The organism is Antarcticimicrobium sp. (assembly GCF_029212575.1).
Lineage (GTDB): Bacteria > Pseudomonadota > Alphaproteobacteria > Rhodobacterales > Rhodobacteraceae > Antarcticimicrobium.
In genome coordinates, this window is the sequence record NZ_JARGPK010000009.1 from 30,599 (window position 1) to 53,675 (window position 23,077).

Sequence of the window (23,077 nt, forward strand, 5' to 3'; positions counted from 1 at the left end):
ACAAGATACTGGGGACGATTGGCCATGGCATCGTCCCCCGCAAGCGTTAGAAAATGAAATCGCCTTTGTCGAGGGTATCAAGGCCGGTGTCGAGCAGGGTCATCGTGTTTCCGTCATCGTCAGTGATGACAACATCGTCGCCCTTTTCCGCCATGTGATTGTTCTTCAAGTCGGCAAAGCCAGTGATCCCTGCTGCGCTGCCAAGGTCGATCCGATCCTTGCCGCCAAAATCCTTTACGCGGTCGTTTCCCGCCGAGAAAACAAAGATGTCGGCCCCCTGGTTCCCTTTCAGGATATCGTTGCCGGCGCCACCGTCCAGCCGGTCGTTCCCGTTGCCGCCGTACAGCTTGTCGCTGCCACTACCGCCGAGCAGCTTGTCGCGACCATCCTCGCCGAACAGGCTGTCCTTGCCGCCGCGTCCGATCAGCGTATCGGCGCCACCGCGCCCCTCCAGCCGGTTGGCGACCGCGCTCCCGATCAGGGTATCGTTCCCGTCGCGTGAGCCGCGGACATCCTCGATTTTCAACAAGGTGTGAGTAAAGTCTGTGCCGTACCATGTCCCGGTTGCGGTACCCTTGGCCAGGTTGACGTCGACCGGGCCGACACCAGAACGGTCATAACGTACGAGGTCCTGTCCGCCGAGCCCGTTCGCCACGTCGTCGCCTCCGAACAGGATGAACCGGTTGCTGAATTTGTCGCCAACCAGTCGGTCGTCGTAGGCAGAGCCATTCAGTTCGATCTGCCCCCCCTTGTTTTGAATGTTGAGGGTCTCGCTGTTGCCCCACCCGTCGTTGGCGATGACGCCGGTCTTCAAGTTGACTTTGGCGCCCTGATCTCCACTAAAGTACATTCGCAAGATTGAGTTCGCGGAAAGCGCCAGATCGTAACTGTCGCTGCCACCGCCGCCGATCACCGCGGTCCAGCTCTTCGATGCGGTCACGATATCGAAGCTGTCGTCAAAGCCCGAACCGACCACGCCGAAGCCACCAGCAGCGGATGTCCAGCCCGCCTTCATCGGCACCGCGACATCCACGATCGTGTCTGTTCCCGCGCCCCCTTTTGTCACCGTGCCAGTGTTGGCTTTCCCGTTGATTGAAAAACCGACGCCACGGTGAAAACTGGAATAGTTTAGGTCTTGATAACCGATCCCTGAATCCGAGAGGATTATGGTGTCGTTGCCATCCGATCCCATGGTCGCGTCGTAGCCGAGGTTGCTGCCGGGGTTGAGCACATCATTCCCCGCGCCCCCATCCAGGGTGTCGTTACCAGTGCCGCCGAAAAGGAAATCGTTTCCCCCGTACCCAAACAGGCTGTCGTTTCCCCCGAGACCAAAGATGTGATCCTTCCCCGATGTGCCATACAGGTCGTCGCCTGGCATCCATTCAGGCGAGTAAGCCGGCTCCAGAACGGAGCTTATTGCGCTTTCGGTATTGTCGCCCAGAACCAGGTTGCCGACCGTCTTGCCGTCGATCCGGATCTTATCGAGCGAAATGGTGTCGGATGTCCCGAGGTCGCCGATGGTTTCCAGCACCACCTTGTCGTCCGGGTCGGTGATCTTCACGACGTCAAACGAATACCCGGTGGGCCGGCTGATATCGATCTCCGCGCCGCTGTCCAGTGCCGCGGAAAGCTCCATCAACAGGGCAAAGGCATCCCCGAGGCTTGTCGGGAAATTGCCCTCGAGAACGAGCGAGTAGCCCATCTGCGACAACGACATTTCGGTTGCGGAAACGTCAAGTTCCAGAATGGGCGTGCCGCTTAGAATGACAGAGAAACCGCTGGAGGACATCGTGTTCAATTGCGCGATAACATCGGCCTGCTGCGCGGGTGTGAGGCTTGCGTAGTCCGCGATCTGGCCGGCCATCAGTCCGACGTCGAAGATGTCCTGCAGGCTGGAAGGCAGGGTGCCCGGTATCTCGATCCGGAGGTTTCCTGAGGTGATGGAATAGCCATCGTCGCCGAAATCGAAGTTCAGGAACGTCTTGTTCGCGAGCGACTCGCCATCTCCGACCGCTGTCTTGGCCCCGGATATCTTGATCTGGGTGAACTCCCCTGTCGCGAACCCGGAATTGATCGCCGCGTCGAGCTCTTCCAGACTGCTGACAGGGCTGAGTCCCGTGCCGAGGATCTCTATCTTCAGCGATGCAGGGTTGTACCAGGGCCCCTCCACTTCGAGGACGATCTTGCTGGCGGACAGGGTGGTTACCGTCCAGGTTCCAGAATCGGCCAACAGATCAAGCATGCCCAGATGATCTGCGTATTTTATTCCGTTAAGCGCGACGAAGTCGGTCAGCCGACCGGTGTCAAAAAAATTCGCAAAGTCGGCGCTTGACTTGATGTCAACCATTTCAATTTCTCCTCGCTACCAAGTATTCAGGTGAGAATAGCCGAATACACGTTTGATGAAAGTCGTTTCTAGCCCTACAATTTTTACATGAAGGATATTTTGGTTCTCCTGGGTGTATTTTCTGTTGTCTCAGGGTGTTCCCTGCAGCCGCGCCCAGTCCGGATCGACTATGCTGTTTCTGCGCTTCAGGACGACATGCATATCATCCCGTCGTCATTGGATACCGCGGGCTCTCGGTTTCTGTCCGGATCGGGCGGGGTTGGCGCCGCGACCGCCCCTCCCGGTGCATCGGCCCCCACCGGGTTCCTGAACATCGACAAGGATACGCTCAGCTCGACAAGCGGCGTGGCCTATCAGCAGACGAAAAGCACGAAGTTGCAGGCCAGTGTCAGTTTGGAAAAACCGGTGTCCCGCCATTTCTCTGTCCATGGGCGGGGGTCTGTTTCTACGGGAAAAAGCCGGTATTTCCTGCCGGAGGGCGTTGGCATTCTGGTTGACCCGATGACGATCTCTTTCAACACGACGGGCATCGAGGTTGAGGCCGGCGTGTCCTATCATGCGGGACGAAAGGTGAAATCCGTCATTGAACTGGGCGGCGGTCGGACCTTTACCGATACCCGCACCACCCTGAATTCGGCTCTGATCAGCCTGTTATCGAAAAGCAGCGACCAAAGCGATTATGTCTATACCGCGATCCAGGTCGGGTTGGCCGTGGGACGGGCGCGGGATACGACCCTGGCTCTGCGGACGATCGCGAAATACTATCCCGACCTGGGGGGCTCGGTTCAGACGGGGCTGGTCTACGCGTTCTGAGTGCCGACCCGCGTCTGCGGGTCAACCGTAGGTCGGGTGGAACCTGCCCGCCGGCGAGAGGGTGAAGATGTCGACGCCTTCCGCCGTCACGCCCACCGAATGCTCGAACTGCGCCGAAAGCGATTTGTCGCGGGTCACCGCCGTCCAGTCGTCGGCCAGCGTCTTGGTCTCGGGGCGGCCGAGGTTCACCATCGGCTCGATGGTAAAGAACATGCCCTCCTCCAGAACAGCCCCGGTGCCGGGACGGCCATAGTGCAGCACGTTGGGTTTTGAGTGGAACACCTGGCCCAGCCCGTGGCCGCAGAAATCGCGCACCACGCTCATCCGCTGGCTTTCCACGTAGACCTGGATCGCGTGGCCGATATCGCCAAAGGTGTTGCCCGGCTTGACCATCTCGATCCCCTTCATCAGGGAGTCATGGGTCACCTGGATCAGCCGCTCGGCCTTGCGGCTCAGCTTGCCGGCCACGTACATCCGGCTGGTGTCGCCGTACCAGCCATCGACGATCACCGTCACGTCGATGTTCAGGATGTCGCCCTCCTTCAGCTTCTTTTCGCCGGGGATGCCATGGCAGACCACGTGATTCACGCTGATGCAGCTTGCGTGCTTATAGCCCTTGTAGCCGATCGTGGCCGAGGTCGCCCCGGCCGCGTTGACCTTGTCCTCGATGATGCGGTCGATCTCGCTTGTGGCCTGACCGGGAAATACGTGCTCGGCGATCTCGTCCAGGATCTGCGCGGCCAGATGCCCGGCCTTGTGCATGCCCGCGAAATCAGACTGATCATGTATCTGGATGCCGTCCTTGGTCAGGCGGCCGCGAAGTGCATTATTCAACGGACTCTCCATTTTCTTCCGTTGTTCCATATTTAAGGCGTTTGCCTAGAAGTTGCCAGAGGGGGGCGCAGGGGCTGCAGCGGGGGGGCCACGGTGATCTCCTCGGGGCTGATCCGGGTCGTGTAGACCAGGCTTTCAACCCCGGCCGCCCTGGCAAGGTCGAAGGCCGCGCCATAGGCCGGGTCGATGTCTCGGGCCAGGTCGAAGCGGGTGCAATCGGTGCGCTGCATGAGATAGAGCATCACCGCCCGATGTCCCGCGCGCACCATCTCCGACAGTTCGTCCAGGTGTTTCGCTCCCCGCGCGGTGCGGCTGTCGGGAAACTCCGCCAGGCCCGGAATACGCGACAGGGTCACCGATTTCACCTCGACATAGGCGTCGGGCAGCCCCGGCTCGCTGAGCAGGAAGTCGATGCGGCTGGATTTCCCGTATTTCACCTCGGGCCGGACCGTGCCGTAGTCGGCCAGTTCCGCGATCTGCCGCGCCTGCAGCGCCGCGCGCAGGGCGCGGTTGGGCACCGAGGTATCGACGCCGGTGAAATGGCCGTTCTCATGATCGACCAGCCGCCAGCCGAACTTCAGCTTCTTCTTCGGGTCATCGTTCGGCTCCAGCCAGATCCGGATGCCCGGCTCGGCCAGCCCCAGCATCGAGCCGGGGTTGGCGCAATGGGCGGTCACCTCGCGCCCGTCCTCCAGCGTGCAATCGGCCAGGAACCGCTTGTAGCGTCGAATCAGCCGGGCCGGGACAAGAGGGGTTTGAAAGCGCATGGAACCCGGCCTATACCTGCCCGCGCGGCCCTTCAAGACCGCGACCTGAGGGAAGGGGCACCATGACCAATCCAACCGCTGCAATGCTCGTGATCGGGGACGAGATCCTGTCCGGACGCACGCGCGATTCCAACATGTACTATCTTGCGGGCGAACTGACCAAACACGGGATCGACCTGAAGGAGGTGCGCGTGGTCAGCGATGATCCACAGGCGATCACCGGTGCGGTGCGCGCCTTGTCTGCGGGTTTTGACCATGTGTTCACCAGCGGCGGCATCGGCCCCACCCACGACGACATCACCGCCGACAGCATCGCCGCCGCCTTCGGCGCGCAGATCGGTGTGCGCGATGATGCCCGCGCGATCCTCGAAGCGCATTACAAGACCACCGGGGTGGAACTGAACGCGGCGCGGCTGCGCATGGCGCGGATCCCGGACGGCGCCGCGCTGATCGACAACCCGGTCTCCTCGGCGCCCGGGTTCACGATCGAAAACGTGCATGTCATGGCCGGTGTCCCGGCGGTGTTCGAGGCGATGGTGGCCAGTGTCCTGCCCGGGCTGACAGGCGGCGCGCCGTTGTTGTCGCAAAGCCTGCGGATCATGCGCGGCGAGGGGGAGATCGCCGGCACGCTTGGCGCGCTGGCGCAGGAGTTCTCGGACCTCTCGATAGGATGCTACCCGTTTCAGAAAGACGGCGTCTTCGGGGCCAGCATCGTGGTGCGCGGGGCCGACGGCGCCCGCGTGAATGCCGCTGTCACCCGCCTGTCGCGGGAGTTTGACGCATGAGTACATCCCAGACCTGGCTTTTCGACGTGATCGACGGCACCTGGCCCGCCGCGCACTGTCTCCGGCAAGGCCCCTGGACCCTGCGCGAGGGGCAGGGCGGCGGCAGCCGGGTTTCGGCAGCCTCCGCCGAGGGGCCGGTGACGGAGGCCGACATTACCGCAGCGGAGGAGGCGATGCGCGCCATGGGTCAGCCCCCGCTCTTCATGATCCGCCCCGGTGACGAGGACCTTGATGCGCGGCTCGGGGCGCGGGGCTACGCGGTCAAGGATCCGGTGGTGGCCTATGCCTGCCCGGTGAGCCTGCTCACCGACATCCCGGTGCCCCGTGTCACGGTTCTGGCGGTCTGGGAGCCGCTGGCCATCATGCGCGAGATCTGGGCCGGGGCCGGCATCGGCCCGGAGCGGCTGGCGGTGATGGGTCGCGCGAAAGGGCCGAAAACCGGGCTTCTGGCGCGCTACAACGACAAGCCCGGCGGCACCGCCTTTGTCGCCATCCATGATGGCGTGGCGATGCTGCACGCGCTCGAGATTCTGCCGCACCAGCGTCAGCAGGGCCTGGGGAAATGGATGATGCGCGGCGCGGCCCATTGGGCGGCGGCGCAGGGGGCGCATACGCTCTCGGTTGTCTGTACCCGGGAAAATGACGGAGCGAATGCCTTGTATTCCGTGCTCGGCATGTCTGTAGTGGGACAGTACCACTATCGCATGTCCAATGGGGAGGAAACCCGCACATGACCGACAGCAGACAGCCCACCGCCCTCGACCTTCCAATCGTCGATCCGCTGCCCGAGGCGACGCAGAAGTATTTCGACATCTGCACGGAGAAACTGGGAATGATTCCCAACGTGCTCAAGGCCAATGCGTTCGACATCGACAAGCTCAACGCCTTTACCGGCATCTACAACAATCTGATGCTGGCGGACAGCGGGTTGAGCAAGCTGGAACGCGAGATGATCGCGGTGGTGGTGTCCTCGATCAACCGCTGTTTCTATTGCATCGTGGCCCATGGCGCGGCGTTGCGGCAGTTATCGGGCGATCCGATGCTGGGCGAGATGATCGCGATCAACTATCGCGTCGCGAATCTGGAGCCGCGCCAGCGCGCGATGCTGGATTTCGCCGCCAAGATGACGACCGAAAGCTACACGATCGAGGAGGCCGATCGCGAGGCGCTGCGCGAGGTCGGCTTTTGCGACCGGGATATCTGGGATATCGCCAATGTCGCCGGCTTCTTCAACATGACCAATCGCGTGGGCAGCGCCACCGCGATGTGGCCCAATGACGAGTATCACGCGCAGTTCAGATGATCCGCGCCGGTGCCATTTGCCTGATCCTTGCGGCCTGCCCGGCCGCAGTCCGGGCACTGGAGATGCCGCAGGGCGCGCGGCTGCTGTACGAGCGTCTCTCGGCGCTCGACAGCTATGATTTGCCGCGCGCGCCCTTTGATGGCGAAACCGTGCCCGCGCAGCATTTCGAGGGGCCGGTCGAACGCCGGACGTGGCGACTCGATGGCGGGTCGCAGACGCCGCTGCAATTGCTGGCGCCGTTGCGCGATCAACTGGTGATCAGCGGTTTCGAGATCCTGTTCGAATGCCGCGCCCAAGGGTGCGGCGGCTTCGATTTCCGTTTCGGGACCGAGGTCGCACCGGCCCCGCATATGCATGTGGATATCGGCAATTTCCGGTTTCTCTCGGCAGCTCGGAACAAAAACGAGGCGATCAGCCTGATGGTCAGCCGAAGCGGCAGCGGTGCCTATATCCAGCAGATCCATGTGCTGCCCGGTCCGCCATCGGCCCAGGAACCGCGCCCCGAGGACGAGGCGGGATCTGCTGCCCCTGCGCCGGATCGGCCCGCCGCCTCCGAGCCTGCGGCGCCCGGGCAGGATTCAGTCGCCGCGCCACTGATCGCCGCGCTGCTTGCCGACGGTCATGCGATCCTTGACGATCTGGAGTTCGATACCGGCGCAAATGCTCTGGGGCCCGGGGCCTTTGACTCGCTGTCCCGGATCGCGGTCTTCCTTGCCGGCAACCCGGCCTATCGGATCGTTCTGGTCGGCCATACCGACGCGACCGGCGCGCTCGAGGCCAATATCGCCCTGTCGAAGCGCCGGGCCGAAACCGTGCGCGACCGGCTGGTGAACGACTATGGCGTCACCGCCGACCGTGTCGCGGCCGAGGGGATGGGATACCTCTCGCCGGTGGCCTCGAACCTCACCCCCGAGGGGCGCGAGCGCAATCGCCGAGTCGAGGCATTGCTGCTGCAAGCCGAATGAAAAAAGCCCCCGTGCGGAACACGGGGGCAGGCGGGTTGCCAAGGGAAGCAACATGAAACGCGTTACCAGTCGGTCGGGCCCTTCTCGGCAAAGGCGTGGACCAGGAAATCGATAAAGGCGCGCACCTTGGGCTGGGTGAACCGCCCGGGCGGATAAACGGCGTAGACGCCAAGCGTCTCGACCGGCAGCGAGGGCATCGCATCCTCAACCAGGCCCTCTTTCATCGCCTGCGCATAGAGGTAGCTGGGCAGATAGGCGATACCGAGGCCGGAAATCGCGGCGTTGAGAAGGGACTGCCCGTCGTTCACGCTGAGCCAGCCCGCGGTGCGCACCTGGCGCTTTTCGCCCGAGGGGGCGGTCAGCTTCCAGACGTTGCCGCTGGACTGGTTGGAATAATGCAGCAGCTTGTGCTCGTTCAGATCGTCGATCTTCTGCGGGCGGCCGAATTTCTGGATATAGGCCGGGCTGGCGATCAGTCGCTTGGTGGTTTCGGTCAGCTTGCGGGCGCGCAGCGAGCTGTCCTCAAGCTCACCGATGCGGATCGCCATGTCGAACCCTTCGGAGATCAGTTCGACAAACCGGTTGTTCAGCACCATGTTCACGGTGATCTCGGGGAAATCCGACAGGAATTCCGACAGCACCGGAGACAGCAGATTGACGCCGAAATCGGTCGCCACGGAAATCCTCAGCAACCCCGAGGGCGCCGACTGCATCGAGGTGACCAGCGCGTCGGCCTCGCCTGCGTCGTTCAGAACCCGGCGGGCGCGGTCGTAATAGGCCAGGCCGATCTCGGTCGGGCTGACGCGGCGCGTGGTGCGGTTCAACAGCCGGGCGCCCAATCGCGCCTCCAGGCTCGAGACATGCTTGGACACTGCTGACTTGGAGATGCCCATCTTCTTGGCCGCATCGGTGAATCCGCCCTGATCCACCACATTGGCAAAGGCTTCCATTTCGGTCAGTCGGTCCATGCCGTTGTCCTCGGTTATCTGTCTTGTTGCCTCGTTTATCCGGTTCAATCTGGGCAAGATCGGGGCGCCGATTGGATAATATCGCGGTATTGCGGGGATCGTTCCGGCCGTGGAAACAGGAGCCTATTACCCAGGAACCGGTTGCCTGCGCCGCTTCGCGGGGCGAAAGTCGGCGGCGTATTCAAAGGGAGCCGGTCCGATGATCGCCATCATATTCGAAGTCGAGCCGGCCGAGGGACGGCAGGCCGACTATCTCGATATCGCCGCCGAGATGCGCCCGCTGCTTGACGGGATCGAAGGCTTCATCTCGGTCGAGCGGTTCGAAAGCCTGACCCAACCCGGCAAGCTGCTGTCGCTGTCCTTCTGGGAGGATGAGGCGGCCGTCCAACGCTGGCGGCAGTTGGAGGCCCATCGCGGCGCCCAGGCCAAGGGGCGTGGCGGGGTGTTTGCCGATTACCGGCTGCGGGTGGCGGGGGTGATCCGCGACTATGGCATGACCGACCGCGCACAGGCACCAAAAGACAGCCGCGCGGCGCACGGGGGATAGGGCGCGGCCGGTAATCGGCCACGCCCTCTGGTCACAACGAAGCGGCCAGCCTTGTGCCCTGGTCGATCGCCCGCTTGGCATCCAGTTCGGCGGCCACGTCGGCGCCGCCGATCACATGGGCGGTGATGCCCCTGGCCTGCAACGCGTCGGCAAGGCTGCGCTCGGAGAGTTGCCCGGCGCAGAGCACGACGGTCTCGGCGGCGATCACGCTCGGGTTTTCCCGCGCCTCTCCGAAACTGACGTGCAGCCCGTCGTCGTCGATCTTCTCGTAATTCACCCCGCCAACGAAGGTGACCCCTTTCATCTTCAGCGTTGCGCGGTGGATCCAGCCGGTGGTCTTGCCCAGCCCCTTGCCATGCGCCTGTTTCTTGCGCTGCAACAGCGTCACCTGCCGTGCCGGCGCTTCCGGTTGTGGGCCTTCGGGCGCAAGGCCCGAGCGGTGCTGTTCGGGGTCGGTCACGCCCCATTCCTTCAGCCAGGCGGGCAGGTCGGTGGTCGGGCTGTGTTCCTCCAGCAGGAACTCGGAGACGTCGAAGCCGATGCCGCCGGCACCGATCACCGCAACGCTCTTGCCCACGGGGGCCTTGTCGCGCAGCACTTCGACATAGCTCAGCACGTTGTCGCGGTCCTCACCCGGGATGCCGGGATCGCGAGGCAGGACGCCGGTGGCGATCACCACCTCGTCGAAACCGGTCAGATCGTCTGCGGTAACCTCGCGGCCCAGTTCCACGGTCACCCCGGCCTCGGCCAGCATGGTCGCGTACCAGTCGACCAACCCCCAGAATTCTTCCTTGCCGGGCACCTGCTTGGCCATGTTGAGCTGCCCGCCGACCTCTTTCGCCTTGTCGAACAGTGTCACCTTGTGGCCCCGCTCTGCCGCCGCCAGCGCGGTGGAAAGGCCAGCGGGCCCGGCCCCGACGATGGCCACAGTTATCGGCTTGGCCGCCTTCTCCAACACCAGTTCAGTCTCATGGCAGGCGCGCGGGTTGACCAGGCAGGAGGTCAGCTTGCCGCCAAAGGTATGATCCAGGCAGGCCTGGTTGCAGGCGATGCAGGGCGCAATGGTCGCGGCACGCCCGGCTTGGGCCTTGGCGACGAAATGCGCATCCGCCAGCATTGGGCGGGCCAGCGAAACCATGTCGGCGCACCCCTCGGCCAGCACCTCTTCGGCGACCTCGGCGGTATTGATTCGGTTCGAGGTGATCAGCGGGATGCCCACCTTGCCCATCAGTTTCTTGGTCACCCAGGCAAAGGCGCGGCGCGGCACCGAGGTGGCGATGGTGGGAACGCGCGCCTCGTGCCAGCCGATGCCGGTGTTGATGATGGTGGCGCCGGCCTTCTCGATCTCCTGCGCCAGTTGCACAACTTCTTCGTGGGTCGAGCCGTCCGGCACCAGGTCGATCATCGACAGCCGGTAGATGATGATGAATTCCGCCCCGACGGCCTCACGCGTGCGGCGCACCACCTCGATGGGGAGTTTCATGCGGTTTTCGTAACTGCCGCCCCAGCCATCGGTCCGCTTGTTGGTGTGGGTCACCAGGAACTGGTTGAGGAAATACCCCTCCGAGCCCATGATCTCGACCCCGTCGTAGCCGGCCTGCTGCGCCAGCACGGCGGCGTTGACGATGTCGGCGATCTGCTTCTCGATGCCGGCCTCGTCCAGCTCGTTGGGCGGAAACGGCGAGATCGGCGATTTCACCGGGCTGGGGGCAACGCATTTCGGGCCGTAGGAATAGCGCCCGGCATGCAGGATCTGCATGGCGATCTTGCCACCCGCGTCGTGCACCCGGTCGGTTACGATGGAATGGTTGGCCACGTCCTTTTCCGTGGTCATCATCGCCGCGCCGGGCAGGACAGATCCCTCGAGGTTCGGGCCGATGCCGCCGGTCACCATCAAGGCGACCCCGCCGCGCGCGCGTTCGGTATAGAACTCGGCCACCCGGTTCCAGTCGCCGGTCTCCTCCAGCCCGGTGTGCATGGAGCCCATCAGCACGCGGTTCTTCAAAGTGGTAAAGCCCAGATCCAGCGGCGCCAGAAGATGTGGGTACTCGGTCATGTCGCCCTCCCTCGTGTCGCGGGCAGGATTGCCCCATTGCGGCCCCCTGTCACCCCGCAACCCTGCGTCACCCGCTTGCGCCACGCGGCGCAACCGCTAGACAGGAGAAAAACAGGAGCCGCCCCGATGACCCCCGAAGAGATTGCCAAGCTGCCTTATCGCCCCTGTGTCGGTGTCATGCTGATGAATGCCGAGGGGCATGTCTTTGTCGGCCAGCGACGCGACCGGTTCGAGGAGGCCTGGCAGATGCCCCAGGGCGGGGTCGAAAAGGGCGAGGCCCCGCGCGCCGCCGCCCTGCGCGAGCTCTGGGAGGAAACCGGCGTCACCGCCGATCTGGTCGAGATCGTGGCCGAAAGCGCCTCCTGGCTGCCCTATGACCTGCCCGCCGACTTGGTGCCGCAGATCTGGAAGGGCCGCTTTCGCGGACAGGAGCAGAAATGGTTCCTGATGCGGTTCAGCGGCACCGACGACCAGGTGAACATCGCGACCGACCATCCGGAGTTCAGCACATGGCGCTGGCAGGATCCGGCGCATCTGGTGGAGCGGATCGTGCCCTTCAAGCGCGCGGTCTATGAAAAGGTGGTGGCAGAGTTCGCCCCCCACCTGGGTTAGCCCGGGCCGCGAATTCCCTTTTTTCGGGGGACCGGTCGCGTTAGCCTTGGAGCGAACACCGGAGATGTCCCGATGCCAATTCGATCGACCCTGCTGATCTTGGCGGCCGCTCTCCTGGCCGGGTGCGAGGAGTGCAGGGATCCTGTGGACGTGAACCTGGGCGTTGGTGTCGGGACAGGCGGCGCGCGGGGGCGCATGTCTGTGGGTCAGGGCTGCGGGCCGGTCCATGTCACCGTCGGAACCGCGCTGTTGCGTCTGGGCGGCTGAGGGCGCGGGGGGCGACCGGCCGCCCCGGCTCACCCCTCGAAGATCGGGATATGCGGCCCGGCTTCGCGCGGCAGATCGCCGTTCAGGCGGGGATCCGGGGCGATCTCGACCTGTTGGCGGATCGGGGTGAACCCGCTGCGGCGATAGAACCCCAGTGCACCGGGGTGGTCCAGCGTGCAGGTGTGGACGTGAAAGCGGGTGATCGGACGCGCCCAGGCCTTTTCGATCGCCGCATTCATCATGAAGCGCCCGGCGCCGGCGCCGATCAATGTCGGCGTTACCCCGAAAAAGGCCAGCTCGCACTCGCCCGCGTCGCGGAAATCCAGTTCAAGAAGCCCCTCGGCCCGACCGTCCTTTTCCAGCGCCCAGACCTCGATCCCGGGATCGGAGAGGATCGCGGACAGCGCCGTGGCGTCGAGCCCGAGGCGCGAGAACCACAGCCAGTCCTGCCCGCCGACCCGGGTGAACAGGTCGCGATACCAGCCGGGCGCAGGTGCCGCGACGCGGCGCAGGCTGACCCCCTCGGGCGCCGGCACCGGGCGCGGTTCGGCCGGGGCACGCATCTCCAGATGGGTCACCACCGCGGCCACCATGCCAAGCGGTACGTCGTGGAAACCCGCCTTCAACGCCATCAGAGAAGCCCGGCCTCGCGCAGAAGCTCGGTGACGTTGGTTTCCGGGCGCGGGCCGATATGGCTGATCACCTCGCGGGCGCAGACATTGCCGATCTTCGCGCAGGTCTCCAGGTCGCGGCCCGTGGCCATGCCGTAAAGGAACCCGGCGGCGAACTGGTCGCCCGCCCCGGTGGCATCGACCGGCGTGATCTTTTCGACCGGCACGTCGATGCGGCTGGTGCCCTCCATCACCGTCACCCCGTCGCCCGAACGGGTGCAGACCACCAGCGGGCAGAGCGCGGCGGTCATCATCAGCGCGTCGCCCAGGTGATCGGTCTGGAACAGCGACTGGATCTCGGCCTCGTTGCCGATGACGAAATCCATCTGGTGCTCGATCAGCGACAGGAAATCGCCGCGATGCCGGTCGACGCAGAACGGGTCGGAGATGGCGATGCCGATCTTGCCGCCGCCCTTGTGACAGTCACGTGCGGCCTCGAGAAACGCCTCTTTCCCCTTGTCCTTGTCGAAGAGATAGCCTTCGAGGAACATCAGCTCGGCCTTGCCGGCGACCTCGCTGGGTACGTCGTCCGAGCTCAGCTCCGAGGAAATGCCGAGGTAGGTGTTCATCGAGCGTTCGCCGTCCGGCGACACGAAGATCATCGAGCGCGAGGTCGGCAATTCGCCGCCCGCGACCGGCGGGTTGACGAAATCGACCCCGTCCTCGTTCATCGCATCGGCATAGAACTGGCCCAGGTCATCGTCGCGCACCCGCCCGATAAAGGCGGTATCCAGCCCCAGCGCGCCGGCCCCGGCGATGGTATTGGCGACCGAGCCGCCCGGCGTCTGCAGCCGGTTGGCCATCGCACCGTAGAGCGCTTCGGCGCGGTCCTGCTCGATCAGTTGCATGATGCCCTTCTCGATTCCGTTGTCGGTCAGAAAGGCATCCTCGGTCTGGCTGATGACATCGACGACGGCATTGCCGATCCCGACGAGTTGATAGGTCTTCATAGAATCTTGTCCTCGAATTGGCACAGGTCGCGGATCAGGCAGGTGCCGCACAGCGGTTTGCGCGCCTTGCAATGGTATCGGCCGTGCAGGATCAGCCAGTGATGCGCGTGCTGCTGGAAATCCACCGGAACGTTGTCCTCGATGGCGCGTTCGACCGCGTCGACGTCCTTGCCCGGGCAGATGCCCGAGCGGTTGCCGACGCGGAAGATGTGGGTATCGACCGCCTGCGCCGGGTAATGCCACCACATGTTCAGCACCACGTTGGCGGTCTTGCGCCCGACACCGGGCAGCGATTGCAGCGCGGCGCGGGAATTGGGCACCTCGCCGCCGTAGTCCTCGACCAAGATGCGGCTCAGCTTGATGACGTTCCTGGCCTTGTTGCGGTAAAGACCGATGGTCTTGATATGCTCGATCAGAGCCTCTTCGCCCAGGTCCAGCATCTTCTGCGGGGTGTCGGCGATCTGGAACAGGGCGCGCGTGGCCTTGTTCACGCCCGCGTCCGTCGCCTGCGCCGAAAGCGCCACGGCGACCACCAGCGTATAGGCGTTCACATGCTCCAGTTCGCCCCTGGGTTCGGGCTCACGCGCCTGAAAGCGGGTAAAGATCTCGCGGATCGTGTGATAGTCGAGCTGCTTTGCCATCCGCGCCTTAATGCCGTGACAGGAGGCGCCGTGCAACGCGAAAGCGCGCGCGGGGACGCTGCCCTTTGGCACCATAAGCGCAGCTTTCGGGTCGCGTCGCGCCTGACGGCCGCGCTATGGTCGGATCACAAGACGGGAGAGCCGGAATGAATATCGAGACCCGCGAGGGCAGCTATCACTACAACGTCATGCGCCGCGCCATCGATCTGATCGACGCCGGGCACGAGAGCCTCACGCTCGAGGATCTGGCGACACGGATGAACATGAGCCCGGCGCATTTCCAGCGACTGTTCTCGGCTTGGGTCGGTGTCTCGCCCAAGCGGTATCAGCAATACCTGACGTTGGGCCACGCCAAAGCGCTGCTGCGCGAGCGGTTCACCACGCTGGAGGCGGCCCATGCGGCGGGCCTCTCGGGTGGCGGGCGGTTGCATGATCTTTTCCTGCGGTGGGAGGCGATGAGCCCCGGCGACTATGCCCAGGGCGGGGCCGGGCTGACCATCTTCTGGGGCTGGTTCGAAAGCCCCTTCGGCCCGGCGCTGGTGATGGGCACCGACAAGGGTATCTGCGGCATCGGCTTTGCCGCCGAGACCGGCGAGGAGGCCGCGATGCAGGATCTTCTGGGGCGCTGGCCCAGGGCCCGGTTCATCGAGGACCCGATGCGGTTGCGGCCCTGGGTCCTGTCCGCCTTTGCGGCCGAGGGCGGGCAGTTGGAACCGACACCGTTGTTCCTGATCGGGGCGCCGTTCCAGATCAAGGTCTGGGAGGCGCTGCTGCGCATCCCCTCGGGCCATGTCACCACCTACTCCGAGATCGCCAGCGCGGTGGGCAACCCCCGCGCGGTGCGCGCGGTTGGCACTGCCGTGGGGCGCAACCCGATTAGCTGGCTGATCCCCTGCCACCGTGCCCTGCGCAAATCCGGGGGGCTGGGGGGGTATCACTGGGGCCTGCCGGTGAAACGCGCGCTGCTGGCCTACGAATCGGCACGCGAAGAGGCACCCGCGCCCGCAGCGGAGGGAAGCGCGGCCTGAGCAGGCTTTCGCCGATCCGGGGCGGGGATGGCTTGAGGGCATCGGGGAATTCTGTGCTAAAAATGTACACCCCCCCGTCGAGCGGGGGCGCAACAAGAGGCGAGCCTGATGAAATTCCTGTCCACCCCCACCGCCGTGGCGCTCTGCGCCGCGATCACCCTTGGCGCCTGCACCGATCCGGCCCGGATCGATCCGGGCGACCCGCACCAAAAGACCAAGCAGGGCGCGCTGATCGGCGGGCTTCTGGGCGCCGGGATCGGTGCCATCTCGGGGGCCGACAACAAGACCACGGCGGTTCTGGGCGGTGCGGCGCTTGGGGCCTTCGCCGGCGCGGCCATCGGCGACAGCCTGGACCGGCAGGAGGCCGAACTGCGCCGGGACCTGGCCAGCGACGGCATCACCATCACCAACACCGGCGACCGGCTGATCGTGTCGCTGCCCAACGACATCACCTTTGCCACCGACAGTTTCGAGGTTCGCCCGGGCCTGCGCGCCGACGTCAACCGGGTGGCGGCGCATCTCAACCGTTATCCGGACATGACGGTGCGGGTGGTGGGTCACACCGACAGCGAGGGCGAGGCCGCCTATAACATCGGTCTGTCGAAACGGCGCGCCAACGCGGTGGCGGATATCCTGCAGGCCGGTGGTGTCTCCTATGACCGCATCGTCACCATCGGCCGCGGCGAGGAAGAGCCGATCGCCTCGAACCTGACCGCAGAGGGCAAGGCGCGCAACCGGCGGGTGGAAATCGTGATGATCCCCACCGGGTAAGGGGCGGCTGGCGCCTCTGGCCGGGCTGTCCTATGTCAGGGCATGACCCGTAACCGGAGGTGACCCGATATGTCCGATCCCGCCCTTCTGGGCCTGTCCGGCGCGCTGCGCCGGGCATCCGCCAACCGCAAGCTGATCCGCGAGGCGGCCCGCCTGTTCGGCACCGCCCGCTTCGCCGAGGCCGAGCTCGATCTGCCGCTCTATCATGGCGATGTCGAGGAGGCCGACGGTATCCCCGACCCGGTGCAGCACCTGGCCGAGCAGATCGCGCAGGCCGACGCGGTGGTGATCTCGACGCCGGAATACAACAAGGGCCCCTCGGGCGCGCTCAAGAACGCGCTCGATTGGGTCAGCCGCACCAGCGGCAAGCCCTGGGCCGACAAGCCGGTCGCGGTGATGTCGGCGGCGGCGGGGCGCGCCGGGGGCGAGCGGGCGCAGATGGTACTGCGCGGTTTCCTGGTGCCGTTTCAGCCGCGCCTGCTGCCGGGGCCGGAGCTGCACCTGGCCGATTGCCGCAACCAGTTCGACGACGACGGCCGGCTGATCAGCCCGCAGTACACAAAGACCCTCCAGACGCTGATGGACAAGCTGCGCGCCGAAATCGGGCGCTGACCCCCCCCCTTCAGGGGGCCTTGTCCCGCGTGCCGATCTCGATCAGGTTGCCGTCCGGGTCGCGGAGATAGAGCGACAGGATCGGCCCGGTCGCGCCGGTTCGCGGCACCGGGCCATCCTCGACCGGGATGCCATGCGCTGTGAGATGCGCCTGCCAGTCGGTCAGTGATCCATCGGTCAGAAAGCACAGGTCGGCGGTGCCGGGGCCGGGGTGCGCGGCCTTGGGATCGAAAGGGGCCTCGACCGGGTGCAGGTTGATCTTCTGCGAGCCAAAGCTCAGCGCGTGGCGGCGCGAGCCGTCGGCGGGGAAAAAGACCTCGGCCCGCATTCCCAGGATGCGCGTGTAGAACCGAACCGTTGCCTCGACATCGGCGACGGTCAGCACCAGATGGTCCAGGGCGGTGATGGCGGGCGGCGTCTGCCGGTTCATGTCAAAGCGACGCCTCTGGGCGGAACTCCTGCGGGATCGTGTCGCGCCCTTCGAGGACCAGATCGGCCAACACCTCGGCCACCTTGGGCGCCATGCCGAAGCCGATCTTGAAACCGCCGTTGGCGATGTATTGGCCCGGGTAAAGCGGATGCGCGCCCAGCATCGGCGCGCGCGATTTCGTCCGTGGCCGCAGCCCGGCCCAGCGTTCGATTACCGCCGCGCCATGCAGCACCGGCATGGCGGCCAGCGCGCGCTCGATCACCGCGTCGAGCTGGGCGTCGGTGCTCCTGGCGTCATCGAACTCCCGCTCGCTGGTCGAGCCGATGGCGAGCGTGCCGTCCGCATGGGGCACGATATGGACCGTGTCGGCAAAGATCTGCGGCGCCTCCGGCCCGGCGTCAAAGCGCAGCAGCGCGCCCTGTCCCTTGACCGCGCCGCCCACCACCTTGCCGAAATGCGCGGTCAGCTCCTCCAGACCCGCGACGCCGGTGGCGTGGATCACCGTGCCGCGATCCGCCCCCTCGGGCGTGATCTCGACACCGCGCGCGGCCAGCGCGGCGGCCAGCGCGGCGCAGGCCCGGCGCGGGTGCATCCGGGCGGTGAGCGTGTCGTGGATCACATAACCGGTGGCGCTGGGCGGGGCCCAGGGGCCCAGTTCGAGCCGGGGGCGCACCTGCCAGCGCGCCTTGCCCTGCCACAACTCGGCCGCCGTCGCCTCGCGCGCGCGGGCCAGCTCCAGCGCGCGGTCGTCGGCGATCGGTTGCAGCCGCCCGGTACGGCCATAGCCGGCAGAGAGGCCGCCGGTCTGCTCGACATCCGCCCAGAACCCTTCCGCAAGGATCAGGCTGTCGAACTGGAACGCTTTCTTGGCATTCCAGTTTTCCGGCACGTGCGGCGCCAGCGCGCCGACCAGCCCGCCGCTTGCCTCGGCGCCGGGACCGAAGGGGTCGATCACCTGCACCCGGGCGCCGCGCCGGGCGCAGGTCCAGGCGATCGAGAGGCCGAAAATTCCCGCCCCGCGCACCGTCACGTCCACCATTGCCATTGCCGCCGCCTTTCTCCAATGTCGCGCCGCTCATCCCCTTGTACGGAAATTACCGATGGCCCACCAGAAGGCGGAACTGACGTGGCGCGAGGGGCGCGTGCCGGTCTCGTCCCGGTTCGACGATCCCTATTTCTCGCTCCAGGACGGGCTGGAGGAGACCCGGCATGTGTTCCTTACGGGCAATGACCTTCCGGCCCGGTATCGAGAGGGGTTCCATATCGCCGAACTGGGGTTCGGCACCGGGCTGAACCTGCTGGCCGCATGGGCCGCCTGGGAGCAGGCGGGGCAGGCGGGGCAGGCGGGCCCGCTGCGCTTTACCTCCTTCGAGGCCTACCCGATGGAGCCTGCCGACATGGCGCGGGCGCTCAACGCGTTTCCTGCGCTCGCGCCCTGGGTAGAGCGCTTTCTTGCGGTCTGGGCGGGCACGGGGGCCTGCACGCTCGATACCTTGCAGTTCCAGATGATCCAGGGCGATGCGCGCCAAACCCTGCCGGACTGGCAAGGGCGGGCTGACGCCTGGTTTCTCGACGGGTTCGCGCCGGCCAAGAATCCCGAGTTATGGGCGCCGGAGCTGATGGCCGAGGTCGCGCGCCACACTGCGCCGGGCGGCAGCGCGGCCACCTATACCGCCGCCGGTTTCGTGCGGCGGGGGCTGGAGGCGGCGGGGTTATCCGTCGAACGTGCCCCCGGCTATGGGCGCAAGCGTCACATGACCCGCGCGAGGATGCCGCAATGACCGAGCCGCAACGCAACTCCGTCCCGCTGGGCATCGCCCTGATGATCTCGGCCACCATCGTTTTTGCCCTGCAGGACGGCATCTCGCGCCACCTGGCGGGGACCTACAACACCTGGATGGTGGTGATGATCCGCTACTGGTTCTTCTCGGCCTTCGTCATCGCGATCGCCGCACGCGCGCGCGGCGGGCTGAGACGGGCGGCGAAAACCGACCAGCCGCTGTTGCAGATCTTCCGCGGCTTCCTGCTGGCGGGCGAGGTCTGTGTCGCGATCTACGGCTTTACCCTGCTCGGACTGATCGAGAGCCAGGCGGTGTTCATCTGCTATCCGCTGCTGGTCGCGGCCCTCTCCGGCCCGGTGCTGGGCGAGAGCGTGGGCTGGCGGCGCTGGGCGGCGATCGGGGTGGGTCTGATCGGCGTGCTGATCATCCTGCAGCCGGGCATGGGGGTGTTCGACCCCGCCGCGGTGATCCCGCTGATCTCGGCGCTGATGTTCGCGCTCTACGGGCTGCTGACCCGCTACGTGGCGCGGCGCGACCGGACCGAAACCAGCTTTTTCTATACCGGCACTGCAGGCGCGGTGATGATGACCGCCATCGGCATCTGGTTCTGGGAGCCGATGACCGGCCCCGACTGGGCCTGGATGGCGGTGCTCTGCGTCACCGGCGCGTCGGGCCACTGGCTGCTGATCAAATGCTACGAGGTGGCCGAGGCCGGGGCGGTGCAGCCCTTTGCCTATTTCCACCTGATCTGGGCGTCGATCCTTGGCATGGCGGTCTTTGGCGAGGTGCTGCGCGACAACGTGATCATCGGTGCCGCTCTGATCGTGGCGGCCGGTCTTTTTACCCTATGGCGCGAACGCGCGCAGGGTTGAGCCGGCCAGTTCCCGCGAAAACGGGATCGGCAGCGGCGGTTGGCCCAGGCGGGCGCGGTAGACCGGCAGGCTTTCGGTCACCCGCATGACATAATTGCGGGTCTCGTTGAACGGGATCATCTCGATCCAGTCGACGATATCCACCGCGCCCGCGCGCGGATCGCCATACCGCTCCATCCACTGCTGCGGGCGCCGGGGGCCGGCGTTATAGCCCGCGGCCATCATCACCACGTTGCCGTCGAACGCGCCCGCCAGCCCGGCGAGGTAATTCGCCCCCAGCTTGGCATTGTAATCCGGGTCCGAGAGCAGCCGGTCGGTGCTGTGGCCGCCGAGGATGCCCAGCTGCCCGGCGACCAGCCGCGCGGTCGAGGGCATCACCTGCATCAGCCCGCGCGCACCGGCACCGCTGACCACGCGGTGATCGAACTCGCTCTCGCGCCGGGCGATGGCCAGCGTCATCTCCTTTGCCATCGGCAGATCCAGTTCGGCCACCGGGTGCAGGGGATAGTAGGCCCCGTTGAGCACCTGGCCCCGCTGCGCCGCGCGCTTGGCGATCATAACCGCCAGGTGCGCCCGCCCCATATCGACCGCCATCGCGCCCATTTGCAGCGCCTGCGTTTCGTCGCGCGATTCCACCAGATGGGTGAGGAACCTCTCGGCCAGCACCGGTTCATCCGCCGCGAGCAGCAGCAGCCCGGCCTCGGCCACGCTGGAGCGCAGGAACGCCGCCTCGCGCCAGGGCGGTGGTGGCGGCGGATTCAGAAGATCGGGGTCAAAGGGGCGGCCGATCCGTTCGGCGGCCAGCAGCCCGTAGAACGCCGTCTGGAAATCGGCCGCCATCGCATAGGCGGCATGCGCGGCGTCGGCATCGCCCAGCGCCTCTTGCGCGCGGCCCAGCCAATAACCGGCTCGAGACTTGGAGATCGGCGTTTCCACGGCGGCATCGAAGCGCTGGAAATGGCGCAATGCAGTGGCCGGATCGCCCAGCCTGGTCAGCGCGACGTACCCGGCGATCCATTCCAGATCGGCATAATCATAGCCCGCCTCGGGCGTCAGCTGGTGGCTGGCGGCGATGCGATAGGCCAGCGCGGCATCGCCGTCGCGCAAGGTTTCCCGTGCCAACGACCGGCGGCGGGTGGCCCAGTGCTGCGGTTCGCCCAGATCGGCGGCGCTGTCGCTATGGGCCAGCATCAACTCGATCGCGTCGCCGTCGCGCCCCTTGCGATGGCGCCAGACGAACCGCGCATGGGCAAGGCCGGGATCGTCGCGCAACGCATCGGGCACCCGCGCGATCAGCCCGTCCACCCCCGCCGCGAGATCGAGAAGCGCGATCCGCGCCTCGGCCAGTGCCCTGTCGCCCTCCCCCACCAGCGGCAGCATCGCCCGTGCGCTGGCCAGATGCCCGTCCCAGATCATCCGGTCGAGCCGGGCGGCGTGATGCGGGCGCAAGATCTTTCCATGCTGCGACAGGTAGAGATCCATCAGCCCCTTGCCCATCGGCATGCTGCGCCAGGCCAGAACCAGCCCCGCCTGGGCATCGCCGCTCTGCCCCTTTTGCGCGAGCGCGGCGGCGTGGATCAGCACGCCCTCGGCGGTCTGCGGCGGCTGTTCGGAGAAGAATTCCAGCACGCGGTCCGGCTCTTGCCCGGAAAAGGTCGGCTCGCTCTTGCGGCGCAGCCAGGCCAGGCCGGGCCAGTCCGGCCTGCGGTCGAGAAACACCCTCACGTCGCCCGCCGTGCCCTTGCCCGCGCGCAACCAGTGCCAGACCACCACGTCGCGCGAGACCGAGCCGCGCGCGCCGGAGACCGTCAGCGCCCGGTCCCAGTCGCCATCGCGCATCGCGGCAAGACCGCGGGCCAGATCGTCGGCCGCACCGGCACCGGCCCGCAGCGGCAGGACCAGCATGAGAAGAGACAACAGAAGGGCCGGAAATCGTGACATCACTTGCATTTCGCGCGCAACCATGGCTACAGCCTTTCACGATAATCCGTGGCCCGCCCGGATCAACACACAATCGCGGCAGACGCCCATATTCGGCAGGGGCCCGCCCGCGACACGCACTTGTTAGGGAGCAAACCCATGTTCAAAGGCTCGATGCCTGCCCTCGTCACCCCGTTCCGCAACGGCGAGTTGGATCTGGACACGCTCAAACGTCTGGTCGAATGGCAGATTGCCGAGGGCTCTGCCGGGCTGGTGCCCGTGGGCACCACCGGCGAGAGCCCGACGCTCACCCATGATGAGCATGAAACGGTGATCGCCGAGGTGGTCAAGGCCGCCGCCGGGCGCGTGCCGGTTATCGCGGGGGCGGGATCGAACAACACGGTGGAGACGATTCGCTTCGTCGAGTTCGCCGCGAAGGCTGGTGCCGATGGCGCATTGGTGGTGACCCCCTATTACAACAAGCCGACCCAGCGCGGGTTGATCGCCCATTTCACCGCCGCACATGATTGCGCCGATATCCCGATCATCATCTACAACATTCCCGGCCGCTCGGTGGTCGACATGTCGCCCGCCACCATGGGCCAGCTTGCCAGGCTGCCGCGAATCGTCGGCGTCAAGGATGCCACCGGCAAGCTGGAGCGCGTCAGCCAGCAGCGGATCACCTGCGGGCCGGACTTCATCCAGCTTTCGGGCGAGGATGCGACTGCGCTGGGCTTCAACGCCCATGGCGGGGTCGGCTGCATCTCGGTCACCGCCAACGTGGCGCCTCGGCTCTGCGCCGAGTTTCAGGCGGCGACCCTGGCCGGCGACTACAAGCTGGCGCTAGACTATCAGGACAGGCTGATGCCGCTGCACGAGGCGATCTTCATCGAGCCGGGGCTGGTGGGTGCCAAATACGCGATGTCCAGGCTGGACCTGTGCAGCGAAGAAGTCCGCTCGCCGCTGACCGGGCTGGAGGACAGCACCAAGTCGGCGATCGACGCGGCGATGACACACGCCGGGCTGCTCTGACCGCGCCTTTTTCTGGCTGACAATACTCCGGGGGAGGCGCCGCAGGCGACGGGGGCAGCGCCCCCGACCCCGGCTGCGTCCCGCTCAGCGCTTGCCGTAATAAAG

General features: G+C 65.7%; 25 protein-coding genes. 14 read left to right on the plus strand and 11 right to left on the minus strand.

The window, feature by feature from the left end:
• Positions 1-46: 46 nt before the first annotated feature.
• Positions 47-2,347, minus strand: coding sequence for a calcium-binding protein (locus tag P1U75_RS01350; RefSeq protein ID WP_300238811.1), 2,301 nt, complete (start codon positions 2,345-2,347; stop codon positions 47-49).
• A gap of 87 nt (positions 2,348-2,434) precedes the next feature.
• On the opposite strand from P1U75_RS01350, the gene P1U75_RS01355 reads away from it, so the two are divergent.
• Complete coding sequence (locus P1U75_RS01355; RefSeq protein ID WP_300238813.1) at positions 2,435-3,160, plus strand: hypothetical protein; 726 nt, start codon at positions 2,435-2,437, stop codon at positions 3,158-3,160.
• A gap of 21 nt (positions 3,161-3,181) precedes the next feature.
• Here the strand turns inward: P1U75_RS01355 and map are convergent, their stop codons facing one another.
• Both map and sfsA read right to left on the minus strand, forming a co-directional pair.
• The gene (gene map / locus P1U75_RS01360; protein ID WP_300238817.1) at positions 3,182-3,994 is read right to left on the minus strand and encodes a type I methionyl aminopeptidase; all 813 of its coding nucleotides are present in this window, start codon (positions 3,992-3,994) and stop codon (positions 3,182-3,184) included.
• Positions 3,995-4,026: 32 nt separating this feature from the next.
• Entirely contained in the window at positions 4,027-4,761 is a 735-nt protein-coding gene (gene sfsA / locus P1U75_RS01365) for a DNA/RNA nuclease SfsA (protein ID WP_300238820.1), read from the minus strand.
• A gap of 62 nt (positions 4,762-4,823) precedes the next feature.
• Here sfsA and P1U75_RS01370 point away from each other — a divergent pair, with 62 nt between their 5' ends.
• From P1U75_RS01370 to P1U75_RS01385, 4 genes are read left to right on the plus strand one after another with little or no spacing between them, the layout of a single operon-like run.
• Positions 4,824-5,546 carry a molybdopterin-binding protein gene (locus tag P1U75_RS01370; protein ID WP_300238822.1) on the plus strand — a complete coding sequence of 241 codons (723 nt, stop codon included), beginning with the start codon at positions 4,824-4,826 and terminating at the stop codon, positions 5,544-5,546.
• Complete coding sequence (locus P1U75_RS01375) at positions 5,543-6,280, plus strand: GNAT family N-acetyltransferase (protein WP_300238825.1); 738 nt, start codon at positions 5,543-5,545, stop codon at positions 6,278-6,280. The genes P1U75_RS01370 and P1U75_RS01375 overlap by 4 nt, the downstream gene beginning before the upstream one ends.
• Complete coding sequence (locus tag P1U75_RS01380) at positions 6,277-6,849, plus strand: peroxidase-related enzyme (protein WP_300238827.1); 573 nt, start codon at positions 6,277-6,279, stop codon at positions 6,847-6,849. Before P1U75_RS01375 ends, P1U75_RS01380 begins: the two co-directional genes overlap by 4 nt.
• Positions 6,846-7,814, plus strand: coding sequence for an OmpA family protein (locus P1U75_RS01385; RefSeq protein WP_300238830.1), 969 nt, complete (start codon positions 6,846-6,848; stop codon positions 7,812-7,814). Before P1U75_RS01380 ends, P1U75_RS01385 begins: the two co-directional genes overlap by 4 nt.
• 62 nt (positions 7,815-7,876) lie before the next feature.
• Here P1U75_RS01385 and P1U75_RS01390 read toward each other — a convergent pair whose 3' ends face one another.
• Complete coding sequence (locus tag P1U75_RS01390) at positions 7,877-8,782, minus strand: LysR family transcriptional regulator (RefSeq protein WP_300238832.1); 906 nt, start codon at positions 8,780-8,782, stop codon at positions 7,877-7,879.
• Positions 8,783-8,981: 199 nt separating this feature from the next.
• Between P1U75_RS01390 and P1U75_RS01395 the strand changes: the two genes are divergently transcribed.
• Complete coding sequence (locus P1U75_RS01395) at positions 8,982-9,329, plus strand: antibiotic biosynthesis monooxygenase (protein WP_300238835.1); 348 nt, start codon at positions 8,982-8,984, stop codon at positions 9,327-9,329.
• Between the two features lie 31 nt (positions 9,330-9,360).
• Here P1U75_RS01395 and P1U75_RS01400 read toward each other — a convergent pair whose 3' ends face one another.
• Entirely contained in the window at positions 9,361-11,385 is a 2,025-nt protein-coding gene (locus tag P1U75_RS01400) for an NADPH-dependent 2,4-dienoyl-CoA reductase (RefSeq protein ID WP_300238838.1), read from the minus strand.
• A gap of 126 nt (positions 11,386-11,511) precedes the next feature.
• Between P1U75_RS01400 and P1U75_RS01405 the strand changes: the two genes are divergently transcribed.
• A complete protein-coding gene (locus tag P1U75_RS01405) occupies positions 11,512-11,997 on the plus strand; it encodes an RNA pyrophosphohydrolase (protein WP_300238840.1) in 486 nt (161 codons plus the stop codon).
• 72 nt (positions 11,998-12,069) lie between these two features.
• Entirely contained in the window at positions 12,070-12,264 is a 195-nt protein-coding gene (locus tag P1U75_RS01410; RefSeq protein WP_300238842.1) for a hypothetical protein, read from the plus strand.
• A 29-nt stretch (positions 12,265-12,293) separates the two neighbouring features.
• Here the strand turns inward: P1U75_RS01410 and P1U75_RS01415 are convergent, their stop codons facing one another.
• Genes P1U75_RS01415 through nth form a run of 3 tightly spaced genes read right to left on the minus strand, consistent with a single transcriptional unit; the run spans position 12,294 to position 14,526 of the window.
• A complete protein-coding gene (locus P1U75_RS01415) occupies positions 12,294-12,896 on the minus strand; it encodes a GNAT family N-acetyltransferase (protein ID WP_300238844.1) in 603 nt (200 codons plus the stop codon).
• The gene (locus P1U75_RS01420; RefSeq protein WP_300238846.1) at positions 12,896-13,885 is read right to left on the minus strand and encodes an adenosine kinase; all 990 of its coding nucleotides are present in this window, start codon (positions 13,883-13,885) and stop codon (positions 12,896-12,898) included. Before P1U75_RS01420 ends, P1U75_RS01415 begins: the two co-directional genes overlap by 1 nt.
• A complete protein-coding gene (nth, locus tag P1U75_RS01425; RefSeq protein WP_300238848.1) occupies positions 13,882-14,526 on the minus strand; it encodes an endonuclease III in 645 nt (214 codons plus the stop codon). Before nth ends, P1U75_RS01420 begins: the two co-directional genes overlap by 4 nt.
• 146 nt (positions 14,527-14,672) lie before the next feature.
• Between nth and P1U75_RS01430 the strand changes: the two genes are divergently transcribed.
• From P1U75_RS01430 to P1U75_RS01440, 3 genes are all read left to right on the plus strand, one after another.
• Complete coding sequence (locus P1U75_RS01430; RefSeq protein ID WP_300238849.1) at positions 14,673-15,554, plus strand: bifunctional helix-turn-helix domain-containing protein/methylated-DNA--[protein]-cysteine S-methyltransferase; 882 nt, start codon at positions 14,673-14,675, stop codon at positions 15,552-15,554.
• 108 nt (positions 15,555-15,662) lie between these two features.
• Positions 15,663-16,325 carry an OmpA family protein gene (locus P1U75_RS01435; RefSeq protein WP_300238852.1) on the plus strand — a complete coding sequence of 221 codons (663 nt, stop codon included), beginning with the start codon at positions 15,663-15,665 and terminating at the stop codon, positions 16,323-16,325.
• 69 nt (positions 16,326-16,394) lie between these two features.
• On the plus strand, positions 16,395-16,937 hold the full coding sequence (locus P1U75_RS01440) for an NAD(P)H-dependent oxidoreductase (protein WP_300238854.1): 543 nt from the start codon (positions 16,395-16,397) through the stop codon (positions 16,935-16,937).
• 10 nt (positions 16,938-16,947) lie between these two features.
• Here the strand turns inward: P1U75_RS01440 and P1U75_RS01445 are convergent, their stop codons facing one another.
• The gene (locus tag P1U75_RS01445) at positions 16,948-17,367 is read right to left on the minus strand and encodes a VOC family protein (RefSeq protein WP_300238857.1); all 420 of its coding nucleotides are present in this window, start codon (positions 17,365-17,367) and stop codon (positions 16,948-16,950) included.
• Position 17,368: 1 nt separating this feature from the next.
• Positions 17,369-18,412, minus strand: coding sequence for an FAD-binding oxidoreductase (locus P1U75_RS01450; RefSeq protein ID WP_300238860.1), 1,044 nt, complete (start codon positions 18,410-18,412; stop codon positions 17,369-17,371).
• Positions 18,413-18,467: 55 nt separating this feature from the next.
• Here P1U75_RS01450 and mnmD point away from each other — a divergent pair, with 55 nt between their 5' ends.
• Together mnmD and P1U75_RS01460 are read left to right on the plus strand one after the other, a co-directional pair.
• On the plus strand, positions 18,468-19,148 hold the full coding sequence (gene mnmD / locus P1U75_RS01455) for a tRNA (5-methylaminomethyl-2-thiouridine)(34)-methyltransferase MnmD (RefSeq protein WP_300238863.1): 681 nt from the start codon (positions 18,468-18,470) through the stop codon (positions 19,146-19,148).
• Positions 19,145-20,020, plus strand: coding sequence for a DMT family transporter (locus tag P1U75_RS01460; RefSeq protein ID WP_300238866.1), 876 nt, complete (start codon positions 19,145-19,147; stop codon positions 20,018-20,020). Before mnmD ends, P1U75_RS01460 begins: the two co-directional genes overlap by 4 nt.
• Here P1U75_RS01460 and P1U75_RS01465 read toward each other — a convergent pair.
• Positions 19,994-21,961, minus strand: a complete 1,968-nt coding sequence (locus P1U75_RS01465) for a lytic transglycosylase domain-containing protein (RefSeq protein ID WP_300238869.1) — start codon at positions 21,959-21,961, stop codon at positions 19,994-19,996. The genes P1U75_RS01460 and P1U75_RS01465 overlap by 27 nt on opposite strands.
• Before the next feature lie 138 nt (positions 21,962-22,099).
• Between P1U75_RS01465 and dapA the strand changes: the two genes are divergently transcribed.
• A complete protein-coding gene (dapA, locus tag P1U75_RS01470) occupies positions 22,100-22,972 on the plus strand; it encodes a 4-hydroxy-tetrahydrodipicolinate synthase (RefSeq protein WP_300238900.1) in 873 nt (290 codons plus the stop codon).
• Positions 22,973-23,077: the final 105 nt, after the last annotated feature.

What these genes read in the sequence shown, in the direction of transcription:
- P1U75_RS01385 (WP_300238830.1), top strand. Translation starts at nt 6,846, where the DNA reads ATGATCCGCGCCGGTGCCATTTGCCTGATCCTTGCGGCCTGCCCGGCC.
- P1U75_RS01430 (WP_300238849.1), top strand. Translation starts at nt 14,673, where the DNA reads ATGAATATCGAGACCCGCGAGGGCAGCTATCACTACAACGTCATGCGC.
- P1U75_RS01380 (WP_300238827.1), top strand. Translation starts at nt 6,277, where the DNA reads ATGACCGACAGCAGACAGCCCACCGCCCTCGACCTTCCAATCGTCGAT.
- P1U75_RS01445 (WP_300238857.1), bottom strand. Translation starts at nt 17,367, where the DNA reads ATGAACCGGCAGACGCCGCCCGCCATCACCGCCCTGGACCATCTGGTG.
- P1U75_RS01390 (WP_300238832.1), bottom strand. Translation starts at nt 8,782, where the DNA reads ATGGACCGACTGACCGAAATGGAAGCCTTTGCCAATGTGGTGGATCAG.
- P1U75_RS01400 (WP_300238838.1), bottom strand. Translation starts at nt 11,385, where the DNA reads ATGACCGAGTACCCACATCTTCTGGCGCCGCTGGATCTGGGCTTTACC.
- P1U75_RS01405 (WP_300238840.1), top strand. Translation starts at nt 11,512, where the DNA reads ATGACCCCCGAAGAGATTGCCAAGCTGCCTTATCGCCCCTGTGTCGGT.
- P1U75_RS01435 (WP_300238852.1), top strand. Translation starts at nt 15,663, where the DNA reads ATGAAATTCCTGTCCACCCCCACCGCCGTGGCGCTCTGCGCCGCGATC.
- P1U75_RS01350 (WP_300238811.1), bottom strand. Translation starts at nt 2,347, where the DNA reads ATGGTTGACATCAAGTCAAGCGCCGACTTTGCGAATTTTTTTGACACC.
- P1U75_RS01375 (WP_300238825.1), top strand. Translation starts at nt 5,543, where the DNA reads ATGAGTACATCCCAGACCTGGCTTTTCGACGTGATCGACGGCACCTGG.
- nth (WP_300238848.1), bottom strand. Translation starts at nt 14,526, where the DNA reads ATGGCAAAGCAGCTCGACTATCACACGATCCGCGAGATCTTTACCCGC.
- P1U75_RS01450 (WP_300238860.1), bottom strand. Translation starts at nt 18,412, where the DNA reads ATGGCAATGGTGGACGTGACGGTGCGCGGGGCGGGAATTTTCGGCCTC.
- P1U75_RS01460 (WP_300238866.1), top strand. Translation starts at nt 19,145, where the DNA reads ATGACCGAGCCGCAACGCAACTCCGTCCCGCTGGGCATCGCCCTGATG.
- mnmD (WP_300238863.1), top strand. Translation starts at nt 18,468, where the DNA reads ATGGCCCACCAGAAGGCGGAACTGACGTGGCGCGAGGGGCGCGTGCCG.
- sfsA (WP_300238820.1), bottom strand. Translation starts at nt 4,761, where the DNA reads ATGCGCTTTCAAACCCCTCTTGTCCCGGCCCGGCTGATTCGACGCTAC.
- P1U75_RS01440 (WP_300238854.1), top strand. Translation starts at nt 16,395, where the DNA reads ATGTCCGATCCCGCCCTTCTGGGCCTGTCCGGCGCGCTGCGCCGGGCA.
- P1U75_RS01370 (WP_300238822.1), top strand. Translation starts at nt 4,824, where the DNA reads ATGACCAATCCAACCGCTGCAATGCTCGTGATCGGGGACGAGATCCTG.
- dapA (WP_300238900.1), top strand. Translation starts at nt 22,100, where the DNA reads ATGTTCAAAGGCTCGATGCCTGCCCTCGTCACCCCGTTCCGCAACGGC.
- P1U75_RS01465 (WP_300238869.1), bottom strand. Translation starts at nt 21,961, where the DNA reads ATGTCACGATTTCCGGCCCTTCTGTTGTCTCTTCTCATGCTGGTCCTG.
- P1U75_RS01420 (WP_300238846.1), bottom strand. Translation starts at nt 13,885, where the DNA reads ATGAAGACCTATCAACTCGTCGGGATCGGCAATGCCGTCGTCGATGTC.
- P1U75_RS01410 (WP_300238842.1), top strand. Translation starts at nt 12,070, where the DNA reads ATGCCAATTCGATCGACCCTGCTGATCTTGGCGGCCGCTCTCCTGGCC.
- P1U75_RS01415 (WP_300238844.1), bottom strand. Translation starts at nt 12,896, where the DNA reads ATGGCGTTGAAGGCGGGTTTCCACGACGTACCGCTTGGCATGGTGGCC.
- P1U75_RS01355 (WP_300238813.1), top strand. Translation starts at nt 2,435, where the DNA reads ATGAAGGATATTTTGGTTCTCCTGGGTGTATTTTCTGTTGTCTCAGGG.
- P1U75_RS01395 (WP_300238835.1), top strand. Translation starts at nt 8,982, where the DNA reads ATGATCGCCATCATATTCGAAGTCGAGCCGGCCGAGGGACGGCAGGCC.